This is a genomic window from Thalassoglobus sp., assembly GCF_048270125.1.
Classification (GTDB): Bacteria; Planctomycetota; Planctomycetia; order Planctomycetales; family Planctomycetaceae; genus Thalassoglobus.
This window is the reverse complement of the sequence record NZ_JBLWTN010000007.1, coordinates 244,857-269,816: the sequence shown is the minus strand read 5'-3', so window position 1 is coordinate 269,816 and position 24,960 is coordinate 244,857. Positions and strand designations below refer to the sequence as shown.

Genomic DNA, 24,960 nt, shown 5'->3' with positions numbered 1-24,960 from the left:
TGGTGAGATGGCTAAATGGGACAGACCCGAGTCAATGAATTCGAGGCAATAGAAACTCGCGTCTCTTCTGCTCCGCGAACAATCAGGTATTGTAAATTGCTGGTCTCGTCCATGAGTCCATCTGGCACTCTTTGCCTAGAACCAGTCCGAAAACCTCTGGAATAGCCGCTTTCCTCAACGCGTGAGAGAGCAATTTCAAGTTTCAGGATCAGTTCTAGAGTACCTTTTCAGAAAACTCTGCAGTGAAGAACTTTCAGCGTTTGAAAATCCACCTTTAGGTTTACGTTTCAGTACTAATTTCAGTTTAACCTGAATAGCCATGATTACAAGAAGTCGACTTGAGGAATCTGACTGATTTGGCTAACGCACTGAAGCTGACTGTCAAACCTTACGGATCGTTGATTGTCACTGAGTCTTCTCCACCCGCCTGCTTATTTCGCCACCCACAAATCCTCTCCCAAATCAAATAATTCAAGAGAATTTTTGCCGAGCAAACTTGCCACATGCACCACTGTCAATCACGGACATTGAGAAGAACTTTGAGAGAAACATCGTCAATGAAACCGCTTCTATCCACGAAGGCGGTCCCAGATACGATTCGCAAGTGACTCCGGAAATCCGGGCTAGAGCATCTGATTTTCGGCTTCGAGCAGATTCTGACCCACTCAGAAAAGGGCCTCACAGAAAGCGCTGGCCCGCACGTTTTGCCTCGTAGCAAATTCTCTATGAAGTCGAAAAAGCGACCTTTGCAGCGACGACAAACATAGGAAATGCTTTATTCGAATCGAAGAAATCCGAAGCGGGGTGGCAAAGGTGTTTCGCCGCCTGAGTTCGTCCAGCTTTGAACCCCGACTCCCGGGATAACACGTGTGACGCCCAACGCCCAAGTCTGATTCACGTTCAGTTCGGAAGCGACGAGTTCTTGGATTGGAATCGCAATTTCAAATGACCATGTTGTTGCATCCTGTGCAGCGGCCACAAACCATTCGGGATTGTACCCCCAGGCATCCCAGCAGGCTTCGCGAGTCCAGCCACGTTGATCGACATCGAAACGGTAATACGTGACGTAGTCACGATCGATATCGAACTGAATGGTGATGTAATCATGCTTCCCGAGATCGGCATCCCGAGGACGCCCAGCTTGTTCAGTTTCAGAATACTCAATCTCATCGCTCTTGGGGACAGTTCCCCCAATGTAAAGATACTCTTGATCATGCGAGAACATAACGATCGGTTTCCGTTCAACAATCTGAACCTGCCCACCGCGTGCCTGCTCAGTCCCAATGAAATCTGCTTCGGTCGCTTCTTTCCCGAGCTGAATTTCATTCGCTTCCGACCAACAAAGGTCAGTGATTCGACCATCAAGCACAGGAGCGAGTTGAGTCGATTTGCAGGAAACCACCGGTTTCGGAGAGACCGCCCCGGGGCGAATTAAATACGCCTCCCCCTTGGCTGCCACGTGCCAGGGGTCATCATCGTTCAAACGCTGCAAGTATCGACCGTAGATTTCGTCTGCCCGACGTGCTTGTTTTCGCCGACGCATTAAAGCTGCGACCACGAATTGAATTTCATCCTTTTCGAAGAGACGCGGATACGCGGCCGACATATCCTCAACGATCAAGCCTGCTGTTTCCTGCCAGCGACGAAGCTGCATCTCGTACTGGTTTGCACCAGTCGTATCCCCATTGAGAAGAGCAGGGGAGTTGCCGAGTGTGGGGACCAATGGGTTTGAGTTCCCATCCAAAGGGCTATCGAGTTGCCGAACCTCATTCTCAAACCCGGCGACAGTTGCATTTCTTGCAGCAACGTCGAGAGCCTTTTGAAAGTTGGCCTGAACGATTGTCGGATCCACCTGGAGTTGGGAGTTGCTCGCGTTGATTGTCCGCAACCGCTGCCAATTCATCTCGGCACTCGTTGAATACTCAACCAACCACAACATCGCATCCAGTGCGGCGGGCTCCCGAGAATAGTGAATGATCAGCTGCGAATACGTTTCTTCAGCCAGTTTCCATTGACCGCTCTCTCGATACTTCAAAGCTAAATTTGCCAGTTGTGCGGCAGCCTGTTCATCTGAAAGTGGTTTGAGAATTTCGCCAAGCTGTGCAAGAAGCTGTGCTCCCTGTTGAGGACTGTCGATCATTCGCTGCGTGACCGCTGTCATTGTCCGTCGATGTTTTGCTTCATCGATCAGACGATCGTAGTCGATCGATCGAATTGAAGGGACATCTCGACGTGCGTCAGAGTCTTTCGAGATCCCCAAGTCTCCGAAGAGAGTCCCCTTCGAGAGTTCCAACCCCGCAGCAAGGTACAAGACTTCGTAACCGCGATTTGAAATAGTTGAGTCCGACTCTTTAAACAATCGTGACGATGCCTGTTTCTCGGCAACATCGAGTGTTGTTTTAAGATGTGGCAGAATTTCAAAGTTGTCCTGAGTAATCGAGCCCTTCAAACCCGGAGCGCGCTCCATTACAACTTTCTTTACACTCCATGGAGCAAGTCCAACTTTGAAGTGTTCCGGATACATGTTGGGGTCCTGGGCCTGCTCAACAGCCTGCGGGAGCGAATGATGAATCAGTTTTGTCACCGCATCATCCTTGGGAGGTTCGTCCAACAAGATGACATCAGGTTTCCAGGTTCGAATTTGAGCAACCAGATTCCCCAGCAAAACCTGTTGCAGCCGATTTTCCGTCAAACTGGACCATTCATCAAGAAGTTTATCGTCGTCGCGATCCAACCCGGGCAACGAAACCGGTAATCGCCAGTCAATCACCGCACTATTGCCACCGGCGACGAGAACCGCCTGTTCCAGTAAAACTCGATCCTGCCGGGCGAAATGAGAGTCCACACCTAAATCGCGACGTGATGTCAGAGTGACGGCAGAACGGTAACCCGCTTCACGCGACCAACGAGTTAAGAAACCCAACGGAACGCGACTCTTGTGACCATGCAAAGCCCAGAAAGCGAGACGACGATTGTTCCCTCGCACCGTCTTCCAGGTTTGTCCTCCATCTTCAGTGACACAAATACGCCCAAACATCCCGACCGCGATTCCATGATACTCATCGCTGAAATGCAAACTTTTTAGCGGGGCGCTCTCACCGGTCGATTGAACTTCCCAGTTCTGCCCACCATTCGGAGAATGCAGTATGACCGCCCCGGGGCTCCCCGCGATCCAGACATGTCCTCCTTTTTGAGCAACGCAACTGAAGTCAAAGAAGTCGCCGAATTCTTTAGGAAGCCGCGATTCAGGAAGCGACCAGCTCACTCCGCGATCTTCACTCGTCAGCATTAATGCTCCATCGCCCACCATCCAGCATGATCCGGTCGAATCGACACTGATATCACGAATCGCTCGCAGCCCGCCAATTTGTCCTCCACCCGCGATTATTGCTCCGTTCGCAAATGTCGACTGAGCCCCTTCATCACCAACGACGAAACCATTTTCGCCATTGAAGAATGCAGCTTCATTCCAAGTCGCATTTTTGTTGGCTGGGATCGCGGTCCAGGTCTGACCACCATCCGAAGTTTGCATCACCCCAGAGGGATATTTGGCGGTTCTTTCTCCAACGGCCAGACCACGGTCTAAGTCGAAGAATTGTATGGTTCTGAGATAGGGCAACTGGTTGTGAGACTGCACAGTCCAGGTCTCCCCCCCATCGGTCGTCGCAAGCACAATCCCTTGATGCACTCGGCCCACCTGAGAGACAGTTCCACCGGAAATCCAGCCCACTCGGTTCGTAAGAAAATGAACGCTTTCCAGTGTGTAAGATTGGAGTTGAGGATGTGCATGAATGAAGGTCCAACTTCGTCCGCCGTTGGTCGTCTTCCAAATCGCCCCTTTCTCACCAACTGCCCAGCCTGTTTCATTTCCAACAAATGTCACATCATGCAGAGTGGCATCATCCTGAGAAGGAGAGACTGAAACTTGTGATTGAACATTCAGATTCAGCTCTTGAGCGTTGAGAAAGCCTTCAGCTGGCAGACAGAGAAAGAGCGCAAATAACAGTGTACCGATCACGCGACTGTTCAAATCTTTAGCATCCATGCTCGTTCTCTCAATCGATGATTCCCAACGGGAAAATTCCTGACAGCTATTACTCACTCTGGCATTCTTCGATTTGGCATTCGGACTCTGACTCGTGGAGCACAAGTATTTTTGAACTGATCCTAAAACTTGAAACTGTTCTCTCAAACGTTGAGAAAAGCGGCTATTCCAGAGGTTTTCAGACTGGTTTTAATACTTGCCGTGCCCGTGAAGATTACCTTCATGACTTCTCATGACTTCATAGACAGTTCGCCACAACGCAGAACGTAAAGACCAAGACTGAATTTGCTTAAGTGAAACGCGCGATCCACTGCGCAGACCGATCCCGTCAATAGTGTCATTGAGAAGCTATTGCAGAATCGTTCCCAGCGTCAAGACCGATGACGAACCATCGAAGACCTGATTTGCCCCGTTTCTCGTTTCGTCTCAGGAACCAGACTTATCCACGGCTCCAGCGGACGCCGTCTTTGCCATCTTCCACTTCGACTTTCAGTTCGCTCAAGGCATCGCGAATTTTATCTGCGACTGCCCAATTCTTTTCTTCTCGCATTTGCTTGCGAATCTCTAACACCAGGTCCATCAGGCCGTTGACGAATTCGTCGTCGACACCAGATTCTTTCTCAATCGGCTTACGGAAGACTCCGACAAGATTTGAGAGTTCTTTGAACAGCGCCAGCATGGTTTTCAATTGAGACTTCTGTTCGTCGCTGCAAGACTCTTCGAGCTTGTTTTGACTGACATAACCATTGATGACTCGCCGCATTTCAAACAGCAGGCCAATCCCACCGCCGGTGTTGAAGTCGTCATCCATCGCTTCGAGGAATCGGTCTCGCAAATCGGTCAGAACTGTTTTCGACTCCTCAGCGAGCCCAGCAAGATCTGTAGTCTCCTCGCGAGTCGTCGGTGCTGGTAACTCGTAGAAACACTCACCGGTGATGCGTTCGAAGTTCTCGAACATCCGGTAAAAGCCTTCCATGCTCTTTTCGGTATTCGCAATATTTTCCAGCGAGAAATCAATCGGGCTGCGGTAGTGCGTCGAGAGCAAAAAGAAGCGAACGACTTCAGGATGATGATGTGCAAAGACCGCTGTCTTGACTGACTCAGCCCCGGCGGACCCAGCCAGTTTGTTCGCAATTTGAGCTTCTTCCGCATTGCTTTCCGAAGCAGGTTTATCACCCCGCTTATCGTGACCGCCACCTACTTTGCCGGTGTTTTTTCCGGACTGCATCAACCCGTTGTGCATCCAGTACCGGACAAAGGTTTTTCCAGAAGATGACTCGGACTGTGCGAGTTCGTTCTCATGATGCGGGAACATCAAGTCGAGCCCGCCGCCATGAATGTCGATCGACTCACCGAGAATCCTGCAGCTCATTACTGAACATTCAATGTGCCATCCAGGTCGCCCCGGTCCCCAGGGACTGTCCCAGGCTGGTTCTCCATCTTTAGAACCTTTCCAGAGAGCGAAGTCCGCAGGATTTTTCTTGGATTCATTAGATTCGACGCGTGTTCCCGCCATCATCGCTTCGACACTGCGCCGACTCAGCTTGCCGTAGTCAGCGTCCGAGGTCACATTGAAATAAACATCCCCGTTCAGCGGGTATGCATGCCCCTTGTCGATGAGTCCCTGAATCATCTCCTGCATGTCTTTGATGTAATCGGTCGCGTACGGGAAATGATCAATCGAATCAACACCCATTGAATTGAGATTGTCGAAGTAATCCTGCGTCATCTGCTCAGCGAGAGCTTTGACTTCCATCCCGAGTTCAGTCGCCTTATTGATCAATTTGTCATCAACGTCCGTGATATTGATGACGAAAGTGACTTCGTACCCGCTGTAGCTGAGATAACGTTTGACCGTATCAAAGATGACCGGTCCGACCATATGACCGATATGAGCCGGTTTGTAGACCGTTGGCCCGCACAAATACATCGAGACCTTTCCCGGCTCGATTGTCTCAAACAGTTCCTTCTCGCGGGTGAGTGTATTGTAAACGCGAAGCGACATCTTTGACCTTCCGTGTCACATCAAATGTGAGGGCGTAGTGTTTTGACCAGTATGATCGGTTTCACTCGTTGATAACCCGAAACGAACGCAGCACCGCAGGTCGGTGAGAATTCCGGGTCAAATCATTTTGAATCTGAATTAATGACTATCGCAGAGTCCGCCACGGACCAAAAGTGCTGAATGTCAATAAATCATCCGGGTAGATTAGCGAACAGAGTCAAGCAAGCCAAGATTGGACTGACTTCAGACTCTCAGCCCTTCAGCATGCTGAAAAACGGTCCCTATGAGCTTGGAAGTTCCACGAAAGTTCCCCTGAAACTGCAGACGGAGTTCGGCTCGAGAAATTCAGCCGAGAGAGAATGGGCTCTACAGTCTGACATTTGTAGGGTCCGCGAAGCAAATTGCTGGTGCACAGATGAGTGACGTTCATGTTGACTGCGATTAAGAATCGTTGATCTTCATCATCAATTCTTTGCGAATACCACCGCTCACAGAGACCGATGAACTCCATCCACCTAAGCAATCTGCACTTGAGTGCATTTTGCGATGCATGACGCAAAAGCTTCACGGCCCCTACTGGCTGCCAAATATGCTCGGCACACATAAAAAACGCCCCCGAATCAAGATCGGAGGCGTTCTCACTGTCATTAACGAGCCGTAAATTTTGCGGCTGCGTCATTTATTAAGTATGACTAGAACATCTTTCGAATTGGTTTGCAGGTTCTGCCTCGTAGCGAACAGCATTTTTACTTGAGAAATGCGTTCTTCACAGGCAAACGGTAGAGCAAACTGCTCTCATCTCGACAATTGTAAAACAAGCTTGCCATTCGTCAAACAGACCTTCTTACAGTTTTCCTGAAATTGATATACCCGTTCTGACTTGTGGCGAGCAATCCATGAAGTCCAAAAGTGATCTTCACGGACTCAACAAGAGTCGAAAACATTCTAACGGAAACGTCTCGGCACAAAAAACCAATTGGACCGTGGCGTGGAACTTGGAGCTGAGATGTAATACCTCTTCTGCGAGGTCGATTCTGGAGCAGTTTGTTGTGTTGTCGCGTTTACGCTCGGTGCTGAATAACTCGGAACAGAGTAACGCGGAACCGGAGTCGATCGTTGTACGTTTCGTGAGTTGTGACGGTTTTGGAACCCCTTACCTGGGCGAAGGCGATCCCCCCCAGTAAGACCTGCCTCAGCGACATTGGCAGTAACGAGTAAACCCAGAACAACCAAAGCGATCGAGATCCTTGAGATGTGTTGCATAACAGCTTCCCTATAAGTCATAAGCCGATGGAACACCTCTATTCAAATTGGTTAAGCATGTTTCTAATGCTCAGCCGCTCGGCTTCCGCGTTGAGTCCCCACAATCGGCGCTGACTGTGAGCCTAGTGTTCCACCCGTCCTGAATCGCAACGCCCGTTCCCATTCGTACCTAACCTGTCAAGTTTGTCTCTGACGCGATTCGTAACACATTGATACATAAGAGCTTTGGATCTCAGCACGACATTTTTCACATCATCACGACTACTCAATCATTTTGATGAGACCAAAAACTGAGTCAGCCTTTTGCGTCAGTGTCACCTGCCTGCGACACATTGCACGGAGATTTAAGTTTTGGAGAGAATCTATCCTTTCTCTCTCGCCCGGTTTCCCTACGTTAAGGTGAGCAGCAATCAACTTTCGGCAATTCTTTCAATGAGAAAGCAAGAACAGGCCATCAGGTTTTGGGTGCTTCTTGAATCGTTCTTTTCAAAAGGCACAAAACGATCACTAAGATCTCTGAGCAGGGCAGAATGAAGCTCTCACTCTTCCCAAATTAGCTTCACCAGGGGGGGGGAAGAGAAGCATCGGTGACGCAACACTGGACTGACTTCCAGAAGCTTTGCGTCAACTTGATGCGACAGTTTTTCCCGAGACAGATTTATGCGTCAGTGAAGATATTCGCTGGCAGGGTAAACGTTGTCATTCTTGCTGGCTGCGACCAGGAAATATGGACCTTCTGCATGCTGAAAAACGATCCTTGAGAAACCCTCCCATCAAAAATCAGGGCAATCCTCAAAATCACGGCGACTCTGGCTCAAGGATATTCGGCACCATTCCAATGGGGGCGAAAAATTCCCCTTGCTCGTGGAGATTGGCTGTCTCCATGGAAGCAATTCTGACTCGAACTGTCACTCCCCCCGTATCCTTTGCCGGTGTTGTTTCGATGCCAACGAAAATACCAGCAGATCGACGCAGCCTACTTTCGGACGACCATTCGTCCCAGCAGCGACTTCCCGAAGCGAGAGTCAGTGGCGACTGCATGTCCGTTCTGTGCCGCTTCCACACGTTCGACAGAGAGGAACGCCTCGGGCGCGTGCTCTTTCATGAGTTTCCGGACGTGCGACAACTGTTTCCGACGGATCACCGTGAAGGCAATCTCCACGGGCCCCATCATCCCACTCCCCTCAACGCGTGTGACCCGGTAACCTTCAGAGCGAAGCAAACCCGAGACATCGACATCTGCGACTCTGGAGACCACCCGCACCATTCGATATCCGAGAGCCAGCTTTTCTTCGATCAACATCCCGATCAACACACCAGCGCCAAAGCCGCCTGCGTAGGCGACGACCGCCAACGGGTAGCTCAGATATTTCATCACGCCTCCGACGGCAAGAATCCAAATAGTCACCTCTGCGATGCCAAGTACGACAGCCAGCGCCCGGTGGCCAGTAATCATGAGGATCGTACGCACCGTGCCGAGAGAGACATCGCAAACTCGAGCAAAGAAAATGAGGATCGGGATAAACCATGGCATGAAGCTGGGAACCTTTTCAATTTTATGTGTGAAATGAACTCTCGCCTGCTTCAATTAAGAGCCAAACAGGCGAATCTTCCAACATCATAACATAGAGGCTCAATCGTTTGAGTTGCAGGTCCTGCTCGCAGCCCTCCAAGAGAAATTCGCTCCACCGCATGCCCAAGAGCAACTGGTTTCGTCATTGAAATTTCGATGATTAGAGCAGTTTGCTCTACCGTTTGCCCGTGAAGAACGCATTTCTCTAGCAAAAATGCTGTTCGCCACGAGGCAGAACCTGCAAACCACTTCGAAAGATGCTCTAATGAGGCAGAACGTAAAGAAAAAGATCGGATTTGCTATAAAATCGTTTTGAATAATATCTACACGAACCGTCTCGTGGACACCAGTGCTTCATCACACGAGAAGCGAATTTCACGGACACAAAAAAACACGAATGTGTTTAAAACCCGGTGTTGGGATACCAGCGGCTGTAGTGGTTTTCGCCGAGTCTGGTGAGTGGGGTTGTTACTGGGGTGTAGATCAATGAGCCGTTGCGGACTTGTTGACGATGGCCGAGCTTGGAGACAAGTGGCCAATACGGATGTTTGCCAGATTCCCATTTGACGAATTGATTCGGATCCCAAACTGCGATTCCGTCAGCTCCGTGGTCGTAATCGCGAGCGACGCTCTGCTGCAAAACCTCGGCGGATTTCATTTTCCAACCGACGTAGAAGGGAAAGATCTTCACATTCGTTCCCTCAGTGATTTTTGCATAGTAGGGCGTGTCCCCCGTTTTGGTTCGCAGTCCGCTGGTGTAGTAAGCAAACCACGCGATCCCGATTTGATCGATCAAGTCTTCTTCGATCCAGCGTTCGACATCCAATCCAAAATTCTTGTTATCTGCGGGTGTTGAAAATGTTGAAACAGCAAGCTTAAGCCGTTTTTTGGGATCATCGCGGGTCGCTGCGGTTTCATCGAGGACTGCTCTGATTTTGCGAATAAATTCCGTCACAATCTTTGCCCGAAGTTGAAACACACGGGGATCGTCCTCTGCCAGTTTACGTGGGTCTTCACCAAATTCTTTTATGAATCGCTGGCAGAATGGTTCTTCCCAGAGGATCATCGGCATCCCCCGGTGAAACAGGAATCCAGCCCCATCGGCCCCGCACTTGAGTGCTTCCCGGTAGACCTCGATGAGATGGTCTTGCACCTCTTCCGCTGCGTAGCTGAGGTGCATTGTCGGAGTGCCGTCATGGTCAATGCAGCGCCACTCAGGATGAGCTTCATAAAAATCGCTCATAAAGAATTCCTCCCAGGGAGGGGCAGCTTTCCAGCCAGCCGCGCGTAAGCAGACGAAGAATTCAGCATTCTGAGCATGTGCCTCTTCGGCTGCGACCTTCAGCGGATCAATCCCTTGTTGATGCAGGTGACGCACCGATTCAACATATTCGCGATCAACACTCCGAGGAAATGTATCGAGATGCCCACCCATCAGATTGCCCACCTGACTCGGATGATGCACTAAATCCGCTCCGCCGAGTTGAAACCACCACGTCTTGAAATCACTGTCGCGATACGCTGAGAAGGTCGCTGCCAGATCGGCTCGGTTCTGTGGGCGGAAAGGATGAATCCACGTATATCCGTCGAAGGTCGCCACCGATGTTTTCGTGACCGTTTGGGCACGATCTGCAAGCAGCGCAGCGACTTCCTCCTCGTTCAAGGGAATCGTTTTGACATAGTGAATCCGCGCCGGCATTTGATGCACTGTTGAAAACTGCAAATCGTTGTCAGTCAAATCGACAACACCCAGAAAGACTTCTTCCAACACATCTCGCCGACGAGCTGCCAGATCCTGTCGATTCGTCAAGCGAGTGTAAGCGGGGTCGCTAGTGAATTTCGCTTCGACATTATTCTTCGCCGGACGTACCAGATCGGTGATTGAACTCAAGCCGATATAAACTGCGTGCCAGCCTTTCTTGCCCAGCTTCAAGGTCAGATCGGGAGCCGAAGATTCACGACCAATGGAGACACACTTCCCAGAAAAATCGGCTGTTTCATACTCGAACACTTTCCACTTATCATGATGCCGGCGATCAGAGAGAGCGTCGGCGGGTGTGCAGAGAGTCATATCCGTAATAAGTTCAGCCTCGGCTGCATTCTGCCATTGATCCGGATGCGACAACGTCGTCTTCTTCGACACGGGCTTCTTCAAAGGTGGCTTTTCCGGTGCCAGGAGGGAGACCAGTGCATCTGCGATCAGGCGATGTCCACGCTCGTTGGGATGAATCCCGTCAAGCAAGAGATCATCGACGGACTCTCCGTTCGCTTTCCCGAACTCATCAAAGGCTCGGTCAATATCGACCAACTGGACATCTTCAGCCTTGGCGATTTTGCGAACAGCTTCTGAATACTCTCTCAGCAGAACATTGAAGCCATCTTTCTCTTCTGGAAGATAAGGGGGCTTGCCATACATCTCGAGCATTTTCGGCGTCCAACGCAGAGGATTGGGCGTCATAAGAATAACCTTCACATTACGTTTGCGAAGCTCAGTGATGAAGTGCCGCAGGTTCGTTTCGTACTCTTTCAAAGCGATTCGTGGTTGCGTCGCAGGTGGAGTCTTCCAGACATCAACAGCAGCGTCATTAATTCCGAATTGAATAATCACAACATCCGGGTCATGCGAAAGAACATCCTTCTCGAAGCGCGCCCTCGCATGCTGAGTATTATTCCCACCGATGCCTGCGTTGACGATTCGCACGGGAACATCACTTCGTGAAAGTCCTGTTTGTAGAAATCTGGAATAGGTTTTCAAATTTCCACGGACAGCAGTTGTGGAATCTCCAAAGGCGACAATCGTGGTCAGCTTCTGGGCGAAGAGAGTTGTCGTAGAAGTCGCGACAAAACCGACCGCGATGACGATTCTCAAGGTCCGTGCAAGAGAGTTGATCATAGTGCATTTCCTTTCAGCGGTGCGCCGGTTTTCCTGGCCCATTGCAGCCACTCTGCTTCCAGCTTTTTCACAATCTGCGGTTTCTCGGCAGCGAGGTCATTGGTTTCAGTTCGGTCTGCCTCCATGTCGAAGAGTTCCCACTTCTTCACATTGCTCCCCCAAACCAGTTTCCATTTTCCTTTTCGCACGGCGCGATTCCCGTACAGATACCAGAACAGAGAATCATGATCGGCACGCTGCCTGCCTTCGAAGACAGGCAACAGGCTGACTCCATCTGCTGGCAACACTGCGACATCTTCACGAAATTCTGGATACGTCGCCCCTGACATTTCGATGATTGTCGGCATGAAGTCGACGATGTGCCCGACTTGATGCGTCAACGTCCCTGCACGAATCTTCTTCGGCCAGCGGACAATCATCGGCGTCGAAATTCCGCCTTCGTGCGTCCAAACCTTATAGCGACGAAACGGTGCGTTCTGTGCCCAGCCCCATCCTTGAGCCACATAGTCGTAAGTGTCGATGCTGCCAGGAAGTTCTTTGTTATACGCTTCGTGAGCCTTCTGGACTTCGACGTTTCGATATCCCGAATGCGAAGCGCAGCCACCGTTGTCGGACAAGAAAATCACGCAAGTGTTCTCTGCAATCCCGCTCCGTTCAAGCGCCTCCATCACACGTGCTATTCCCTGATCCATCGAATCGACCATCGCTGCGTAAACTTCCATCCGACGTCGTTCACGTGCAAGATTTTCGACCTCCTCCCAGGGGGTGATTTCATAGTCATAAGTCAGTCGACTCTGCTGCGGGTCAGGTTCTGACAATTTCCAATCCTGCTTGATCAGGCCAAGTTCCTTGAGTCGTTCGATACGCCGTTCACGCATGGCGAAGTAGCCATCATCGAAACGCCCCTGATACTTGGCGATGTCCTTCGGTTTGGCATGTAGCGGATAGTGCGGAGCGTTGTAGCAGACATGCAGAAAGAAGGGCGTTTTTTTCTCTGCCTCGGTGAACTCCTGAATTTGCTCGACCGCACGATCAGTGAACGCATCCGTTGTGTAATAATCTTCGGGGAACTCCGTGATTGGAGTCTCTTGATCAAGAAACGGTTCCGGCCCCTGCCCCTGATAATAATCGGGAAACGGCTTCGCGGGATCAAAGAAGTTGCAACAGCCTGCTGCAAGACCGTAGTAACGATCGAATCCACGACGTGTCGGGAGTCGACCTCGATCTTGTGGCTTGGTGACCGGGAAATGCCATTTCCCGATGAGGCTGGTACGATAGCCCGCTGACTTCACGACTTCGCCAAGTGTTGTCATGTTATCGTGAAGCATCCGTCCTTTAACACGTCGCGGATGGAGACCAGTCAACAGAGCGACACGCGATGTTCGGCAAACGGCACAGTTGTAGAACTGCGAAAACTTCAGCCCCTCTGCTGCCAACCGGTCAATGCTCGGTGTCTCAATCTCGCCGCCATAACATCCCAGGTCCGAATACCCCAGATCATCTGCCATGATCAACACAATGTTTGGCCGATCATCAGCGGCGATCAAATCTTGCCCAGCGAAAGCCAGGTAACTCAACAAAGCGAAAGCTGCAAAATGCCTGAACCAGCCGTAATCAAAAGTCAGCGCCTGCAGATTTTTCATTTTCGAAATTCCCTTCGTGCTGGTCGTTGAGTCATGGACCAGCAAATTCGCGGCGTGCATTTTCATCAAGCATTTTCAACAAACATAGTCATAACAAAATGAATGACGTGTTTGCAGGGCAGAGCAGGGCACTCATGACGAATTCCCCGCTGAACGCTTCATCGCCATCGAACTCTGAACGTCTCAATTCGCTTCAGAAATGTCGCTGACGTTCAAGCATCCACGACTCTATGTCCCGCTGGTGTCTGCACGATGCCGCAATAGAATGACATCGTCACCCACAAAAACCAATTCTGCATTCCAGTCCGCTGCCAGCCAAGCGAAGGTCTCGCGAGAGAAAAAGCTGACGTGAGTTCGGTCATTCTTGTAGTGCCAGTCGGCAAATGCTTCTCGATCCTGAAGGAGTTTGGTCATAATGCCGAGCAATCCTCCGGGCTTAAGACAGGACCAGAGACGACGCAATTCCTCTCCGGGATTGTAAAAGTGCTCGACAACCTCGCTCGCGGTGACAAAGTCATACTGCAAGGCCACAGGAGCTGTGTCCGGAGCGTAATAAGGGTCGTAGATGGCCATATGATGACCAGCCTCCTCGAACATGACCGACAGAGTTGGCCCCGGCCCCGAACCGAAATCGAGTCCATGACTGCCTGGAGCGATCCGGGAATGAACCGGGTCAAAAAGACGGCTCAGAAACTTCCGATAGCGATGATCAGAAGGGGAATTCTGGTGCTGATCGTAGACCGATTTTTCGTCAGACGGTGAGAGATGGAAAGCAGGCGGAACAAAGGTCAATTGACAAGCGACACAACGAACATACTCGCGCCACCTGTCGACATACAGCGGAAGAATGTGATTGGCGGAGCAAAGAGGACAGGTGATTCTACTGATATCGTCTTCCATTTAACCTCTGCAGCTCGGCTCAACCAGACTTCCAGTTCTGCAATCAAACGGTCCAATTTTCAAACCACGCATCATTCTCCGACGCAGAAAATCGTGGGTCAAAATATCAACCATCCGGAACCCAGAGTGCAGGTCCGGAATTGAATCGGAATCAGCCCCAGAAAGTTCAGGGACAGGAAACCAGGACGAGAGGATTGTCTGTGCCACCACTTCCCTGTTTGCTCTGTCCTATGACAAATTTACGATTCCCACCGTTTGGGGCATCTGTTTGACTGGAGCCGGTGGCTGGTAATTAAAGGGTACGTATCGTTTCTCTTCGACACACCACAACTTCGACCTGAAGCACGCCAGAATGCTCTTCGGGCTGAGAGTTGTCGTGACAGGTGACTGTAGTTCCGGCAGTCCGGCCATCGCTTCAGGCAGGCGATAGAAGGGGATGCGGTGATTGAGATGGTGAATGTGGTGGTATCCGATATTGGCGGTAAACCAGCGCATCAGCGGATTCATTTTGATGTAGCTGCTCGACTTCAGGGCAGCCTTGACGTAAGTCCAGTCTTCGCGGTCACCGTATTGTACGCCCGGAAAATTGTGTTGAGCGTAGAACAGATAGGCTCCCATACAGGATGCAACTGCAATGGGAAGCAGAAGCGAGAAGGCCAGAACGTCCAGCCCGTAAGTCGCCACCCAAGCAAGGATGCCAACATGTAGAACCGCTGTCACACCACAATCCCAGTGCCGCTTGGGACTGATGAAGAAAGAGCGAATACACATTCCGAAAAGAAAAATCGTGATGTAGCCGCAAGCGATCGTCAGCGGATGCCGTGTCGCAGCGTACGTAAATCGCTCGCGTTTCGTGGCAACAGCCCATTCATCGGTCGTCATCAGCGGATACGACCCAAAACCGATTCCGTGTAGTTTCGAGTTGTTGTTGTGATGATGATTGTGGGAGCGAATCCAGATGCTCGGCGGACTCAGTCCGAGGAATCCGTATGTGTACATAATCGCTTTCGCCAACTTCGATCCATGTAGAATCGAATGATGAGCAAAATCGTGATAGATACAGAACAGACGAACGAATGTGAGACCAGAGCAGACCCCGGCTGGGATGCGAAGCCAAAGCGGCGTATCCATCCACGTAAGCGTGAACAGGCCGATGAAGACAGCGATTGTTGAAAGCAAATGCCACCAGCTGAGAAGTCGGTTCTCGCTGCTATACTGCTTCGTGGCAATCAGCAACTCTTTTTCCGTCCGCATCGGTGACCGATCGATCGTCTGAGTTCCCGACATGGGATCGATGAATAAGTGCTGCTGTGCGAGATCTGCTGAACCTCGAAGCAATGAGAGAGAAACATAGGTGAACCGTCACTCGGCGAATAGGCCGATTTTGCAGCTCGAGAGCATTTCACGAGAATTCCCCCAATGAAGAACCCACGTTGTCCCCGTCTTATCAGAGAAACATTCCCGAAAAGCATGGATCACTGAACCTGCAGACAGGAACGTTGCACACTGTCTAGAACTGGTCCTGAAACGTGAAATTGCTCTCTCAAACGCTGAGAAAAGCGGCTATTCCAGAGGTTGTCGGACTGGTTCTAGCTAGCCCACGCCGCATCAGAAAACAATTCGTATTTGGTACACAAGATAACCTGTCCAACCGTCCTTCTCGGGAACTTGTTCCACGTACTACGATGAAACCTGGCCAGCGAACTCTCAATCCGATTGCTTCACAGAGACATCAATGAACTTGTTTTTCATGATCAAAGAGCGGTGAAATTGGTGATAAACGACGCCAACGGAACATGGCATGAATTGCGACAGGGCACAGCAGAAGATTGATCAGGAAGGACTGAATCAATAATTCAAGAAATGTAAAAATCCCGTCATATTCGACGCCCAGACCAAATTCAGCGAGAGCGACGGAACAGGTGCTCCAAATGAACACAGTCAAAATATGACTTGCGAACATTCCGAGAAGCCCGAACAAACGCGGTCCGATCCAGGTCACCCCCAAGATCAGTAAATAGATCAGCGTGTAAACTGTGTAGGTCGCCACTAGAGCAAATCCAATTTTAGTCTTTACGCACTGCCTCGTGAGGAGCAGTCTATGAAGTGATGGGTGTGAACTTCACAGGCACGTCAAGCAATGAAAATGCTCTCGACATCAATCCAGATAAACAAACTCATTCAAGTTCAGTGCCATCAAGCAGAAGTTCTTGAGGGCGGTTTCCTTGTCTTGACCAAAGTCGTTTTCTAATGATTTCAAGAGCTTCAGACCGCGATCGATCTCCTGTTGTGTGGGGGGGCGTTGCATCACGCGGTTGAGGGCAAGCTGGACTTGCTTTGAGGCATCCGCGCCCGCCTCCTGCTTGAGTTCCCTGGCGAATTCTTCACCTTCCTCGTTCAGAAAAGAACTGTTGAGCATGCCAAGTGCTTGAGTCGGCTGCGTGGTGGCGAACCGGATGGGGCAGGTGAAATCGGTGTCAGCGACATCAAAGGCTGCCAGTAACGGGACCGCGAGCGACCGTTTGATATGGATGTAAATGCTTCGACGACGTCGATCTTCTTCGCTAGATTTTCCCCACCCGGCACCGGGGCGAGACTGCCCGGCGAGAACCTCTGCTGGAATGATGGGGTAGATACTCGGTCCGTACATTTTGTCGAGGTTAATGGTTCCGTTGACTGCCAGAATCGAATCACGAATTTCCTCAGCCCGGAGTCTGCGCATGTCGAAACGCCAGTAATTGTCGTTGAGAGGATCTTTATCGTAAGACGATTTGTTCGGGGTTGAAGACATCTTCCAGGTGTTGGACATCACCATCAGCCTGGTCAGTTTCTTCACGCTCTGCCCGTTGTTCAAAAACTCCACTGCCAGCCATTCGAGCAAATCAGGATGTGTTGGAGCATTGCCTGTCAGGCCGAAGTCGTTTGGTGTGCGTACGAGTCCGCGTCCGTAGTTCCATTGCCAGACACGATTCACAAAGACCCGGATAGGGAGAGGATTACTTTCGTCGGTGATCCACTTTGCCAGCGCGAGACGACGGCCGGAACTTTTGCCATCGACGGTGGGAGTGATTTCCGGCGTGATGGATGTGAGGACTGTCGGGAAGATCGGTTCGACGATCTTTCCTTCTCCTCCCGGATTGCCCCGAATCAAGATGTGAGTTGCAGGAGGATCAATTCCATGTTCCTTGACCGCTAAAGCTTGCTCTGCACTTTGCGGAGGGTGATTGCGAAGTTCATTCCATGCTTTGCGTTTGGCAGCGTATTTTTCAAATTCCTTCTGGGTGATCAACTTGCCTTTGTGCTTCCTGATAATCCGCAGACGGACCGAGTCATTCTTGAAATCGTCGCGTTCGCCACCGACAAGTTGCTCGCTGATCTTTTTCTCGACGACGTCCAGTTCCTTTCGAAGCTGACCAACTCGAGCCTGATATTTGCTCAGTTCCTCCGCATGTTCTGCATCTTGTTCAGGTGTTGCGATACTTCTGACAGAGGCCTCGAAAACACTTTGGCCGGAACGGACTCCGTAACGGCGAATATTTCGGAAGAAGGCGACCATGCTGTAATAGTCCGCCTGCGGCAGAGGGTCCAGTTTATGATCGTGACAGCGAGCACAGTTCATCGAAAGCCCCAGCATTCCCTGCGAGGTGGTCGCGATGATATCGTCGAGTTCGTCGTACATCGCAAGTTTGGGATCTGCCGGTTCATCGTCCCATTGTCCGAGTCGATAGTATCCCGTCGCAATGATTGACTCCGGCGTAGCGTTCTCAAGCTCGTCACCTGCCAGTTGTTCCAGAATAAACTGGCTGTACGGTTTATCTTCATTGAATGACCGGATGACATAATCCCGGTACTTCCAGACAAACGGCTTGGGGTCGTCTCGTTCGAAACTGTTGCTTTCTGCATAGCGAACAAGATCGAGCCAATAACGTGCCCAGTGTTCGCCATAGTGCGGTGATTTGAGGAGTGAATCGACGAGTTTCTCGTAAGCCTCTGGTGAGTCATCATTCACAAAAGAATTGACTTGCTCCGGCGTAGGAGGCAACCCCAGAAGATTGTAGTAGAGTCGGCGTACAAGAGTTGCCTTGTCTGCCTGTGGATTCGGAGTGAGTCCCTTGGCTTTCAAATTTTGATAAACAAACGCATCGATGGGATTTGCTTGCCAGTTCTTGTCATCAACCTGTGGAACTGGTGTCTGCTTGAGAGGTCGGAATGACCAGTGGTTTTTCGTTTCTTCATTGACCTGCGGTGGGCCATGTTCTTCTTTGATTTCAATGACATCGGTCCGCACCGGCATCGGAGCGCCACGTTTGATCCATTCCGCCACAAGATTGATCTGCTCTTGCGGCAACTTACCTGAAGGTGGCATTTCGTAGCTCTCGTAATTGAGAGCGTCCAGAATCATGCTCGCCTTGTGATCTTCAAGATCCACGCCCGGTCCGCTCTCTCCCCCTTTGAGGACGAGTTCTCGCGTATAGATGCTCAGACCACCTTTGGCTTTTCCGTTGCCATGGCATTCGAAGCAATTTTTGGCAAAGATCGGCTCAATTTTCTCTTTATAAAACTGAATGCCAGCATCATCGGCACCGCGAACTGAAAACGGTGAGAACATCAATAGACAGATGAAGCTGCAAACAGGAGCAAAACGCAACATACGGAACTCTACCTACAAAATGGCAAATGAATCTTAATGATGACTCTATTCTTACACAGAGCGATCAGTCTGGACAATCGTGGGCACAAAGATACTGATCCCGCCTGATCAACAGTCTACGACAACTCCTGAAGTTTCCTCAATCACAGATTCGTCTTTCGACTTCACGAAGATTCTTCCCAAGTGACGAATCGCGTCTTTCCGCCAGTCTGATTCTAGGAAATTTCGAACTGCATGTGCGGCTGCGAGCTTTTTTGAATCGAATTTGCGGGGAGCTTGCTCCACTCGGAAGCGAGTTCCTCAACGCGTTGAGGATTCACCTTTCCATCATGCACATACAGTAAATAGCGAAGCTTGAGTGGTTGCATTCTGGTGGTGACGAGTCCTTCATCGCGACAGGCTGATGCTCCCATCCAGCCATCTTCACGCACATGCCATTTCGCAGGGTAGTTGGGATTCTCCGGGTGATCGAGATAGGTAATTCCGTTGTCGACAGACACCCGTTCACCAGATGCGTTGCGAGACGCGACCGGTCCAGAATAATCCATCCAGCGATTCTCATTTCCGAAGAGCGATTTCTCTCCGGCATCTCCCGATGCTCCCGTGATGATTCCCTCACCAAAATGTGTCGAGATGCTCTTCGCCACGCGCACAGCAAGAAAGCCAAAGTTGGTTTTTTCGAACTCAAGTTCCGCCGCGAGAGGTCGAAATGTTGATTGCAAATCGAGCGTCCACTCGTCGTTCTCCAGCGGACGTAAAGTGGCAATCAACTCCTGCTGCAGCAACGGCTGTGGATCGTGTCCATCGTGCCAGTCGAGTTGCACGGCCATCGTACATTGATCGTCACCATCGCGGTATTCGAACCACATTTTCTGTTCGATGCTGGAGTCGGTGTTCTCACTCCAAAAGTCGATGCCTAAGACCTTGTGATGTGCAAACCAGACCGAGCGATGGTGGTCGTGGTTCGACGCCCCGGGATGCCCCACTCGTGTCAACGTTTCTCCACTGGGGCCATTGAATGGAAAAAAGAACGGCCGCTTATACTGCGGACCGTAATGCCAGCGTGTCTTCTCGATTCCATCAACACGAAAGCTCACCTGATAATCGGCAAGCGGAACGACTTCACATCTTTGTAGTGGTGGCATTGGTTTCGTTTCTACTGTTCAACGACGTTTTAAAATCAGAGCAACCGAGTCCCGAAGACCGCAACGAGTATCAGTCCGATACAAAGTAGAGGTCCAGCGTTTTTGGAAAGCTGACTTTGCCCGGAGATCGAATTCGTGGCAATTGCTGCGAATGCAAAGACGCAGCAGAGAAAGAGCGACAGGCCCTGTGCCCAGGCAGAGACTGCAAACAGCAACCAATCGACCGAGAAGGGCGGGGTCATTTCCAAGATCGCATAGAGCAACATCCCGATCCATGCGATCGAAACGCAGCAGAGACAGCCGATCCGAAAAATCAGGTTGAGGCGAAGGTAATTGACAGGTTGGCTGGGTGTAGTCATCGAGAGGAGTGAACTTTAGGCTGTAGTTTCAGGTTTTGAGATCTCAAAGTTTGAGTTCGCAGTATAACGCAATTCGATTTCCTTCGCAGTCAAGTATCTTAAAGCAACCCGGAACCATCATGTTTTGCTTTAAAATGAAAGTAAATCAGAGCGGTAAAGCCCATCTGCAGTTGTCATTCATCAGGCTGCACGATCTGTTCAATGAGCGATCGAATTTTCACAGTTTTCAGTTGATGAGTCACTCCGAGAACAGTACCTGACTTATCTACGAAGTAGAACGAAGGAAGAAGACTCGCTCCGAAGCGGTTCATTGCCAGACCGGCCGGGTCTGCATGAAAGTCCATGTTTGGAAACTGTTTTGCGAATTCAGTTAACTCCTCTGCTTCAGTCACATCAGCACAGATACTGATCACAGAGACAGAATCTTTGAGCATCGCGATTTCTTCGTTGAGTCGAGGCATGTCCTGAATGCAATGAGTACAATATGTTCCCCAGAAATGAACGATCATCGGTTTCGACTTGAACTTCCCAAGAGTGACATCCGCCCCAGCAACATTCGTCAGTTTGAGATCCGGCACCCTCGCTGGAATGACTGGCGAGAACCCAGCCGCGATCAACAAATCGGTTTCCGATGTACCTGTTGAAGTGATTGCTGCCGACTTCTCATTGGCAATCTCGAGAACATAACTGGCGATTGAATTGATATCGCTGTCAGACAATGCCGTTTTTGATGCAGGCATTGGAGTGCCGGGAATGCCATCCCGAATGACGGTCTGGATCGACTTCTCAGATTTCTCAAACCGCCAATGCGGGCTATGAAAATCGCGAGGCCGAATTGAAAGTGGCCGCAGGCCTTCGCCGTCACCGTTCCCTTCGTCACCATGACATTTTGCACAATGCTGCGTGTAGAGAATTTCGCCTCGCGAGACAAGAACATCTTCTTCAGAACCAGCAGGCTGTTGGACCTCGTTGAGACTTGTTGTGTTTGCGAGATTCGATCGACTTCGCAATTGCCGACCTCCCCAGACAGCAACAATGAGGACTGCGGCTACGAAGACAACTTTCACCAAGGCTTTGAGAGTGTCAGTCTGACTATTCATGAATCGCCACCTGAGTTGATTCTGATGAAGTGGAAGACAATCTGGTGGTAATGACCATTTTTTTGCCGTTCTCGGACAGGCTGCTCCAGGCAAAGGTACTTAAATCGCCGTGACTTTTGACGCTCGGTCGAGACTGAAATTCCCCACTCTCGTTCAGGACCGTTTGGGGTGAGGAAAAGCTCTCTCCGTTGTTTTGCGAAACGACCATTCTTATTGCAGAGCCAGATCCGGATGGAGTCCCATGAGAATGTTCGCTATCGCCTGTTGCTGGCGAGGCAACTGTCTCGTCCCACACAATCACTACCCCCTGAGGTGATTTCGCCAGGTAAGCATGTCCTTGAATCGCTGTCGATTGGTGAATGGGCCTGGTTGTGAATTTCCATTCGCCAACCTTTGCTCGTCCGTAATAAACCTGTTGAACCCCGGTGTGTGCATCCATCCAGACCATATGGATTTGATCCCCATCAATCAAAAGTGAAGGTCCATCGTGAGGGCAACCGTTGAATTCCCACCTTGGTTCAACAACAGGAATCGGCTCAGAGAATTGAGTCTCATTTGCACCGCGAACAGCGAGCCACATATCACGATACCCATTGATACTATTTCGAAAGGCGACAATCGTTTGCCCTTTGTCCGTGACGTTGATCTCAAGGTTGCAGCACGGGCAAATTCCGGCATCATCAGGACCGGCATACACAAGTTGTTCTTCAATTTTTTGATGTGAAATCGCAGCGAATGGTTGTTGGACATCAGCACGATAATCAAGCCATGTCGCTGCAACTTGCCCTTGAGTATTTGCATTGAAGGCGACAAACGTCGGACGAACTGCGTTTGCAGTGGAGAGTTGAATTGCGTTGCTGAAAGTCTTTCCGAAGTCGGTTGATTCGGCATACAGCAACTTCAACTGACTGAGGTCTTCTTTGTCAGACTCGACCCAACTCAACAATAAACGATCATTTGCAAACTGAAGATTCACCCACATTCGGCTGGAGCGTTTAATTGTTCGCCCACGCATTGCTGCGTCCCACGAGTAGATCCTGGATTTACGCAACTGCTCTGGCTCAGAAAATGTTTTCCCATTATCGAATGACGTAATCAGAAAGATTGCTCTTTCGTCCTCATTGATTTGAGACTCCCAAGCAACCCATAAATGCCCTTGATCGTCGGTCGCCATTGCGGGTGCTTGTAAACGGTCCTTGATGTCAAACTTTGAGAGTGTGAACTCATGGACCTGTTGTTGCTGGCTTGCGAGAGATGTCGGTTCCCCCTTGAGAACCTCACTCTCGTCAGCTTCATTTCCAGCGGATGGAGAAACCGTTTTAGACGACGTTCCGGACGGTGTTTGCTGCTCACTTTCTGGCAGCAAAAAGCCTAATCCCAGACCGACAGCCAGAACAGCGATCGTGAGCAGCGGGAACATTGTTCGATTTTGTTTCACTGACATAATATTTCTCAGAGTTAGTTTCTTGAAACAGTTAGCCCCCATGGACCTCAGAGGGGCTAACCAGAAAACTCAATGGTCAAGTGTCAAAAATTAGACCAGTTCTAAAATTCGCCAATGACCTCGCCACCGTTTTTCGTGCCCAGCGCTCGCCAGATTCCACCATCGACACTTTCGCTGACGAAACGAACGGAACCATCTCCCAACCCACAATGGGCTCCTCCGACGTGCATACTTCGAGCAGCGAACCAACCGAAGCCATTGCGATGGATGTCCGGCGAGTCGAAATTTGGTGTCATATAGGTGTTAAAAGTCGTCAGATGTTCTCTCCCCCAAATCCAGGAAGAGCGTCCACGTCCGTCAGTCGTTGAAGCTGCCGCTGCAGCGGCACGAACATCTGGATTATGTCCCGGCGGCCCGGTGAAACCCTCTCCCGGCCCCCCCATTCCTCCGCCTCCATAGCGAGCCATTTGCCGATCAACGTTGATCTCTGCCAGAGGAGTCCCATCCTGCTTGTTGCCCATCAGAGATTCAGCAAGCACAAGCGTATTGGAAGATCCATCAGTCATGTCGCGAAATCGGCTCGATGATCCCCAAAAGAACATTCCATCGGTACGAGCACGGGTGTCATAGTTCGAGTCCGTTCCACTTCCGGTGCAGACGACATAGTTTGTTCCTGCGAACTCGTTGCTGCCGGTATTGGCGTTCTGAAAAATTGGTGATTCTGGTTCGCTCGGACAAAGAAACAGCGGCAATTCCTGTGCTGCAACATGAGCATGAACCGGGTTCAATGATTGACTTCCACCTGAACCAAGCATGAGCGGGACGTCGAAGTCAATCAGGTTTTGCAAGTTGCCCTGATCGATGAACGGCAGGATGCGAGCTTGAACTGAAAACCCGTACTGACTCGAAGAGGACAATCCGGGAAAAACTGAGTAAGAGCTTTGATAATTGTGCATCGCGAGCACAATTTGTTTCATGTTATTTTTGCACTGAGCCCTGCGAGCAGCTTCGCGTGCCTGTTGGACAGCGGGGAGAAGCAGAGCAACCAGAATCGCAATAATTGCGATCACAACCAATAATTCAATGAGCGTAAAACCCCGCGCAGAACGGGGGCGTAAAGCCGTAGGCATATTAAACTCCAGCAGTTAGCGCAACGTCAGAATGCATTTGCATGACGATGCTCAGCGAGAAAAAAGTTTATTAGAACTTCTTTCTCAAGCTCTCGGAGGAGGAGTTTCTGGAGGTAGCTGATCGTTAAGAAACGACTCTGTGGTAAAGAGGACTCGATCCACAAAGCATTTATCGCTGACAACAGAGACAGCAGCAAACAGGCTTCTGGGATCAGAGACAACCACGAAACCTTGCGGAGTTTCGCCGCCACAGGAACAAGCTGAAACAACTGGACTTTCCGAATTATCCCTGCTGCTGCAACAACTTGATTTCGCTTCCTGCTGCGATGCACAACTGCTCAAGCTTTCAACTTTCGAAGAGCTGCAACAGCTACTTTTGGTCGCCTCGGCTGATTTTTGATTTCTCTTGGCAGAACAGCAACACGCATTGTCCGACTGTGACTTCTCAGAACAACGACAGCCGGACTTCACCGACAGATCGTAATCGCTCCACCCTATCACTGAGAAGCAATAGACGATGATCAGAGCAATCGTTGATAGTCGTTGTGAATACATAACAATGCGAAAGTGTAACGATTATGGCGCATTTAAGTCTCTCGATTTTCCAGAAGGAGTCAAGGAACCTTACGAAGCTGATGAGCATCAAGATACGATTTTCTGTGACATGGGAATTGCCGAAATGGAGAGACTTACGTCACTGATTGATCTCTCACGAAGTCTCCCGGCAGTTCGTGGTGATGGGGCAATGCTGGGCAATACTTGACCAGTCGGGAAAGCTGGATTGACCTTGGGAATTGAGCCACGGCACC

General features: G+C 50.4%; 15 protein-coding genes. 1 reads left to right on the top strand and 14 read right to left on the bottom strand.

What is annotated here, in order from left to right; genetic code table 11:
- Nucleotides 1-775: 775 nt before the first annotated feature.
- From ACN0YR_RS11230 to ACN0YR_RS11165, 14 genes are all read right to left on the bottom strand, one after another.
- Nucleotides 776-4,045: a YCF48-related protein gene (locus ACN0YR_RS11230; RefSeq protein ID WP_417849309.1), complete on the bottom strand. Its 3,270-nt coding sequence runs from the start codon at nucleotides 4,043-4,045 to the stop codon at nucleotides 776-778.
- A gap of 439 nt (nucleotides 4,046-4,484) precedes the next feature.
- On the bottom strand, nucleotides 4,485-6,050 hold the full coding sequence (cysS, locus tag ACN0YR_RS11225; protein WP_417849308.1) for a cysteine--tRNA ligase: 1,566 nt from the start codon (nucleotides 6,048-6,050) through the stop codon (nucleotides 4,485-4,487).
- A 2,239-nt stretch (nucleotides 6,051-8,289) separates the two neighbouring features.
- Nucleotides 8,290-8,847: a DUF2179 domain-containing protein gene (locus tag ACN0YR_RS11220; RefSeq protein ID WP_417849307.1), complete on the bottom strand. Its 558-nt coding sequence runs from the start codon at nucleotides 8,845-8,847 to the stop codon at nucleotides 8,290-8,292.
- 442 nt (nucleotides 8,848-9,289) lie between these two features.
- Nucleotides 9,290-11,779 (bottom strand): GDSL-type esterase/lipase family protein, encoded by a 2,490-nt coding sequence (locus ACN0YR_RS11215; protein ID WP_417849306.1) that lies wholly within the window; start codon nucleotides 11,777-11,779, stop codon nucleotides 9,290-9,292.
- A complete protein-coding gene (locus ACN0YR_RS11210; protein ID WP_417849305.1) occupies nucleotides 11,776-13,422 on the bottom strand; it encodes an arylsulfatase in 1,647 nt (548 codons plus the stop codon). The genes ACN0YR_RS11215 and ACN0YR_RS11210 overlap by 4 nt, the downstream gene beginning before the upstream one ends.
- Before the next feature lie 228 nt (nucleotides 13,423-13,650).
- Nucleotides 13,651-14,322: a class I SAM-dependent methyltransferase gene (locus ACN0YR_RS11205; RefSeq protein WP_417849304.1), complete on the bottom strand. Its 672-nt coding sequence runs from the start codon at nucleotides 14,320-14,322 to the stop codon at nucleotides 13,651-13,653.
- A 228-nt stretch (nucleotides 14,323-14,550) separates the two neighbouring features.
- The gene (locus tag ACN0YR_RS11200; protein WP_417849303.1) at nucleotides 14,551-15,609 is read right to left on the bottom strand and encodes a fatty acid desaturase family protein; all 1,059 of its coding nucleotides are present in this window, start codon (nucleotides 15,607-15,609) and stop codon (nucleotides 14,551-14,553) included.
- A gap of 445 nt (nucleotides 15,610-16,054) precedes the next feature.
- A complete protein-coding gene (locus tag ACN0YR_RS11195; RefSeq protein WP_417849302.1) occupies nucleotides 16,055-16,372 on the bottom strand; it encodes a hypothetical protein in 318 nt (105 codons plus the stop codon).
- Nucleotides 16,373-16,480: 108 nt separating this feature from the next.
- Complete coding sequence (locus tag ACN0YR_RS11190) at nucleotides 16,481-18,973, bottom strand: PSD1 and planctomycete cytochrome C domain-containing protein (RefSeq protein WP_417849301.1); 2,493 nt, start codon at nucleotides 18,971-18,973, stop codon at nucleotides 16,481-16,483.
- A 215-nt stretch (nucleotides 18,974-19,188) separates the two neighbouring features.
- Complete coding sequence (locus tag ACN0YR_RS11185; protein ID WP_417849300.1) at nucleotides 19,189-20,118, bottom strand: PmoA family protein; 930 nt, start codon at nucleotides 20,116-20,118, stop codon at nucleotides 19,189-19,191.
- Nucleotides 20,119-20,153: 35 nt separating this feature from the next.
- The gene (locus ACN0YR_RS11180) at nucleotides 20,154-20,477 is read right to left on the bottom strand and encodes a hypothetical protein (RefSeq protein WP_417849299.1); all 324 of its coding nucleotides are present in this window, start codon (nucleotides 20,475-20,477) and stop codon (nucleotides 20,154-20,156) included.
- A 173-nt stretch (nucleotides 20,478-20,650) separates the two neighbouring features.
- Nucleotides 20,651-21,577, bottom strand: coding sequence for a redoxin domain-containing protein (locus ACN0YR_RS11175; protein WP_417849298.1), 927 nt, complete (start codon nucleotides 21,575-21,577; stop codon nucleotides 20,651-20,653).
- Nucleotides 21,570-23,021: a sialidase family protein gene (locus ACN0YR_RS11170; RefSeq protein ID WP_417849297.1), complete on the bottom strand. Its 1,452-nt coding sequence runs from the start codon at nucleotides 23,019-23,021 to the stop codon at nucleotides 21,570-21,572. Before ACN0YR_RS11170 ends, ACN0YR_RS11175 begins: the two co-directional genes overlap by 8 nt.
- 101 nt (nucleotides 23,022-23,122) lie before the next feature.
- Nucleotides 23,123-24,151 carry a DUF1559 domain-containing protein gene (locus ACN0YR_RS11165; protein WP_417849296.1) on the bottom strand — a complete coding sequence of 343 codons (1,029 nt, stop codon included), beginning with the start codon at nucleotides 24,149-24,151 and terminating at the stop codon, nucleotides 23,123-23,125.
- 559 nt (nucleotides 24,152-24,710) lie between these two features.
- On the opposite strand from ACN0YR_RS11165, the gene ACN0YR_RS11160 reads away from it, so the two are divergent.
- Nucleotides 24,711-24,914: a hypothetical protein gene (locus ACN0YR_RS11160; RefSeq protein WP_417849295.1), complete on the top strand. Its 204-nt coding sequence runs from the start codon at nucleotides 24,711-24,713 to the stop codon at nucleotides 24,912-24,914.
- Nucleotides 24,915-24,960 lie beyond the last annotated feature (46 nt).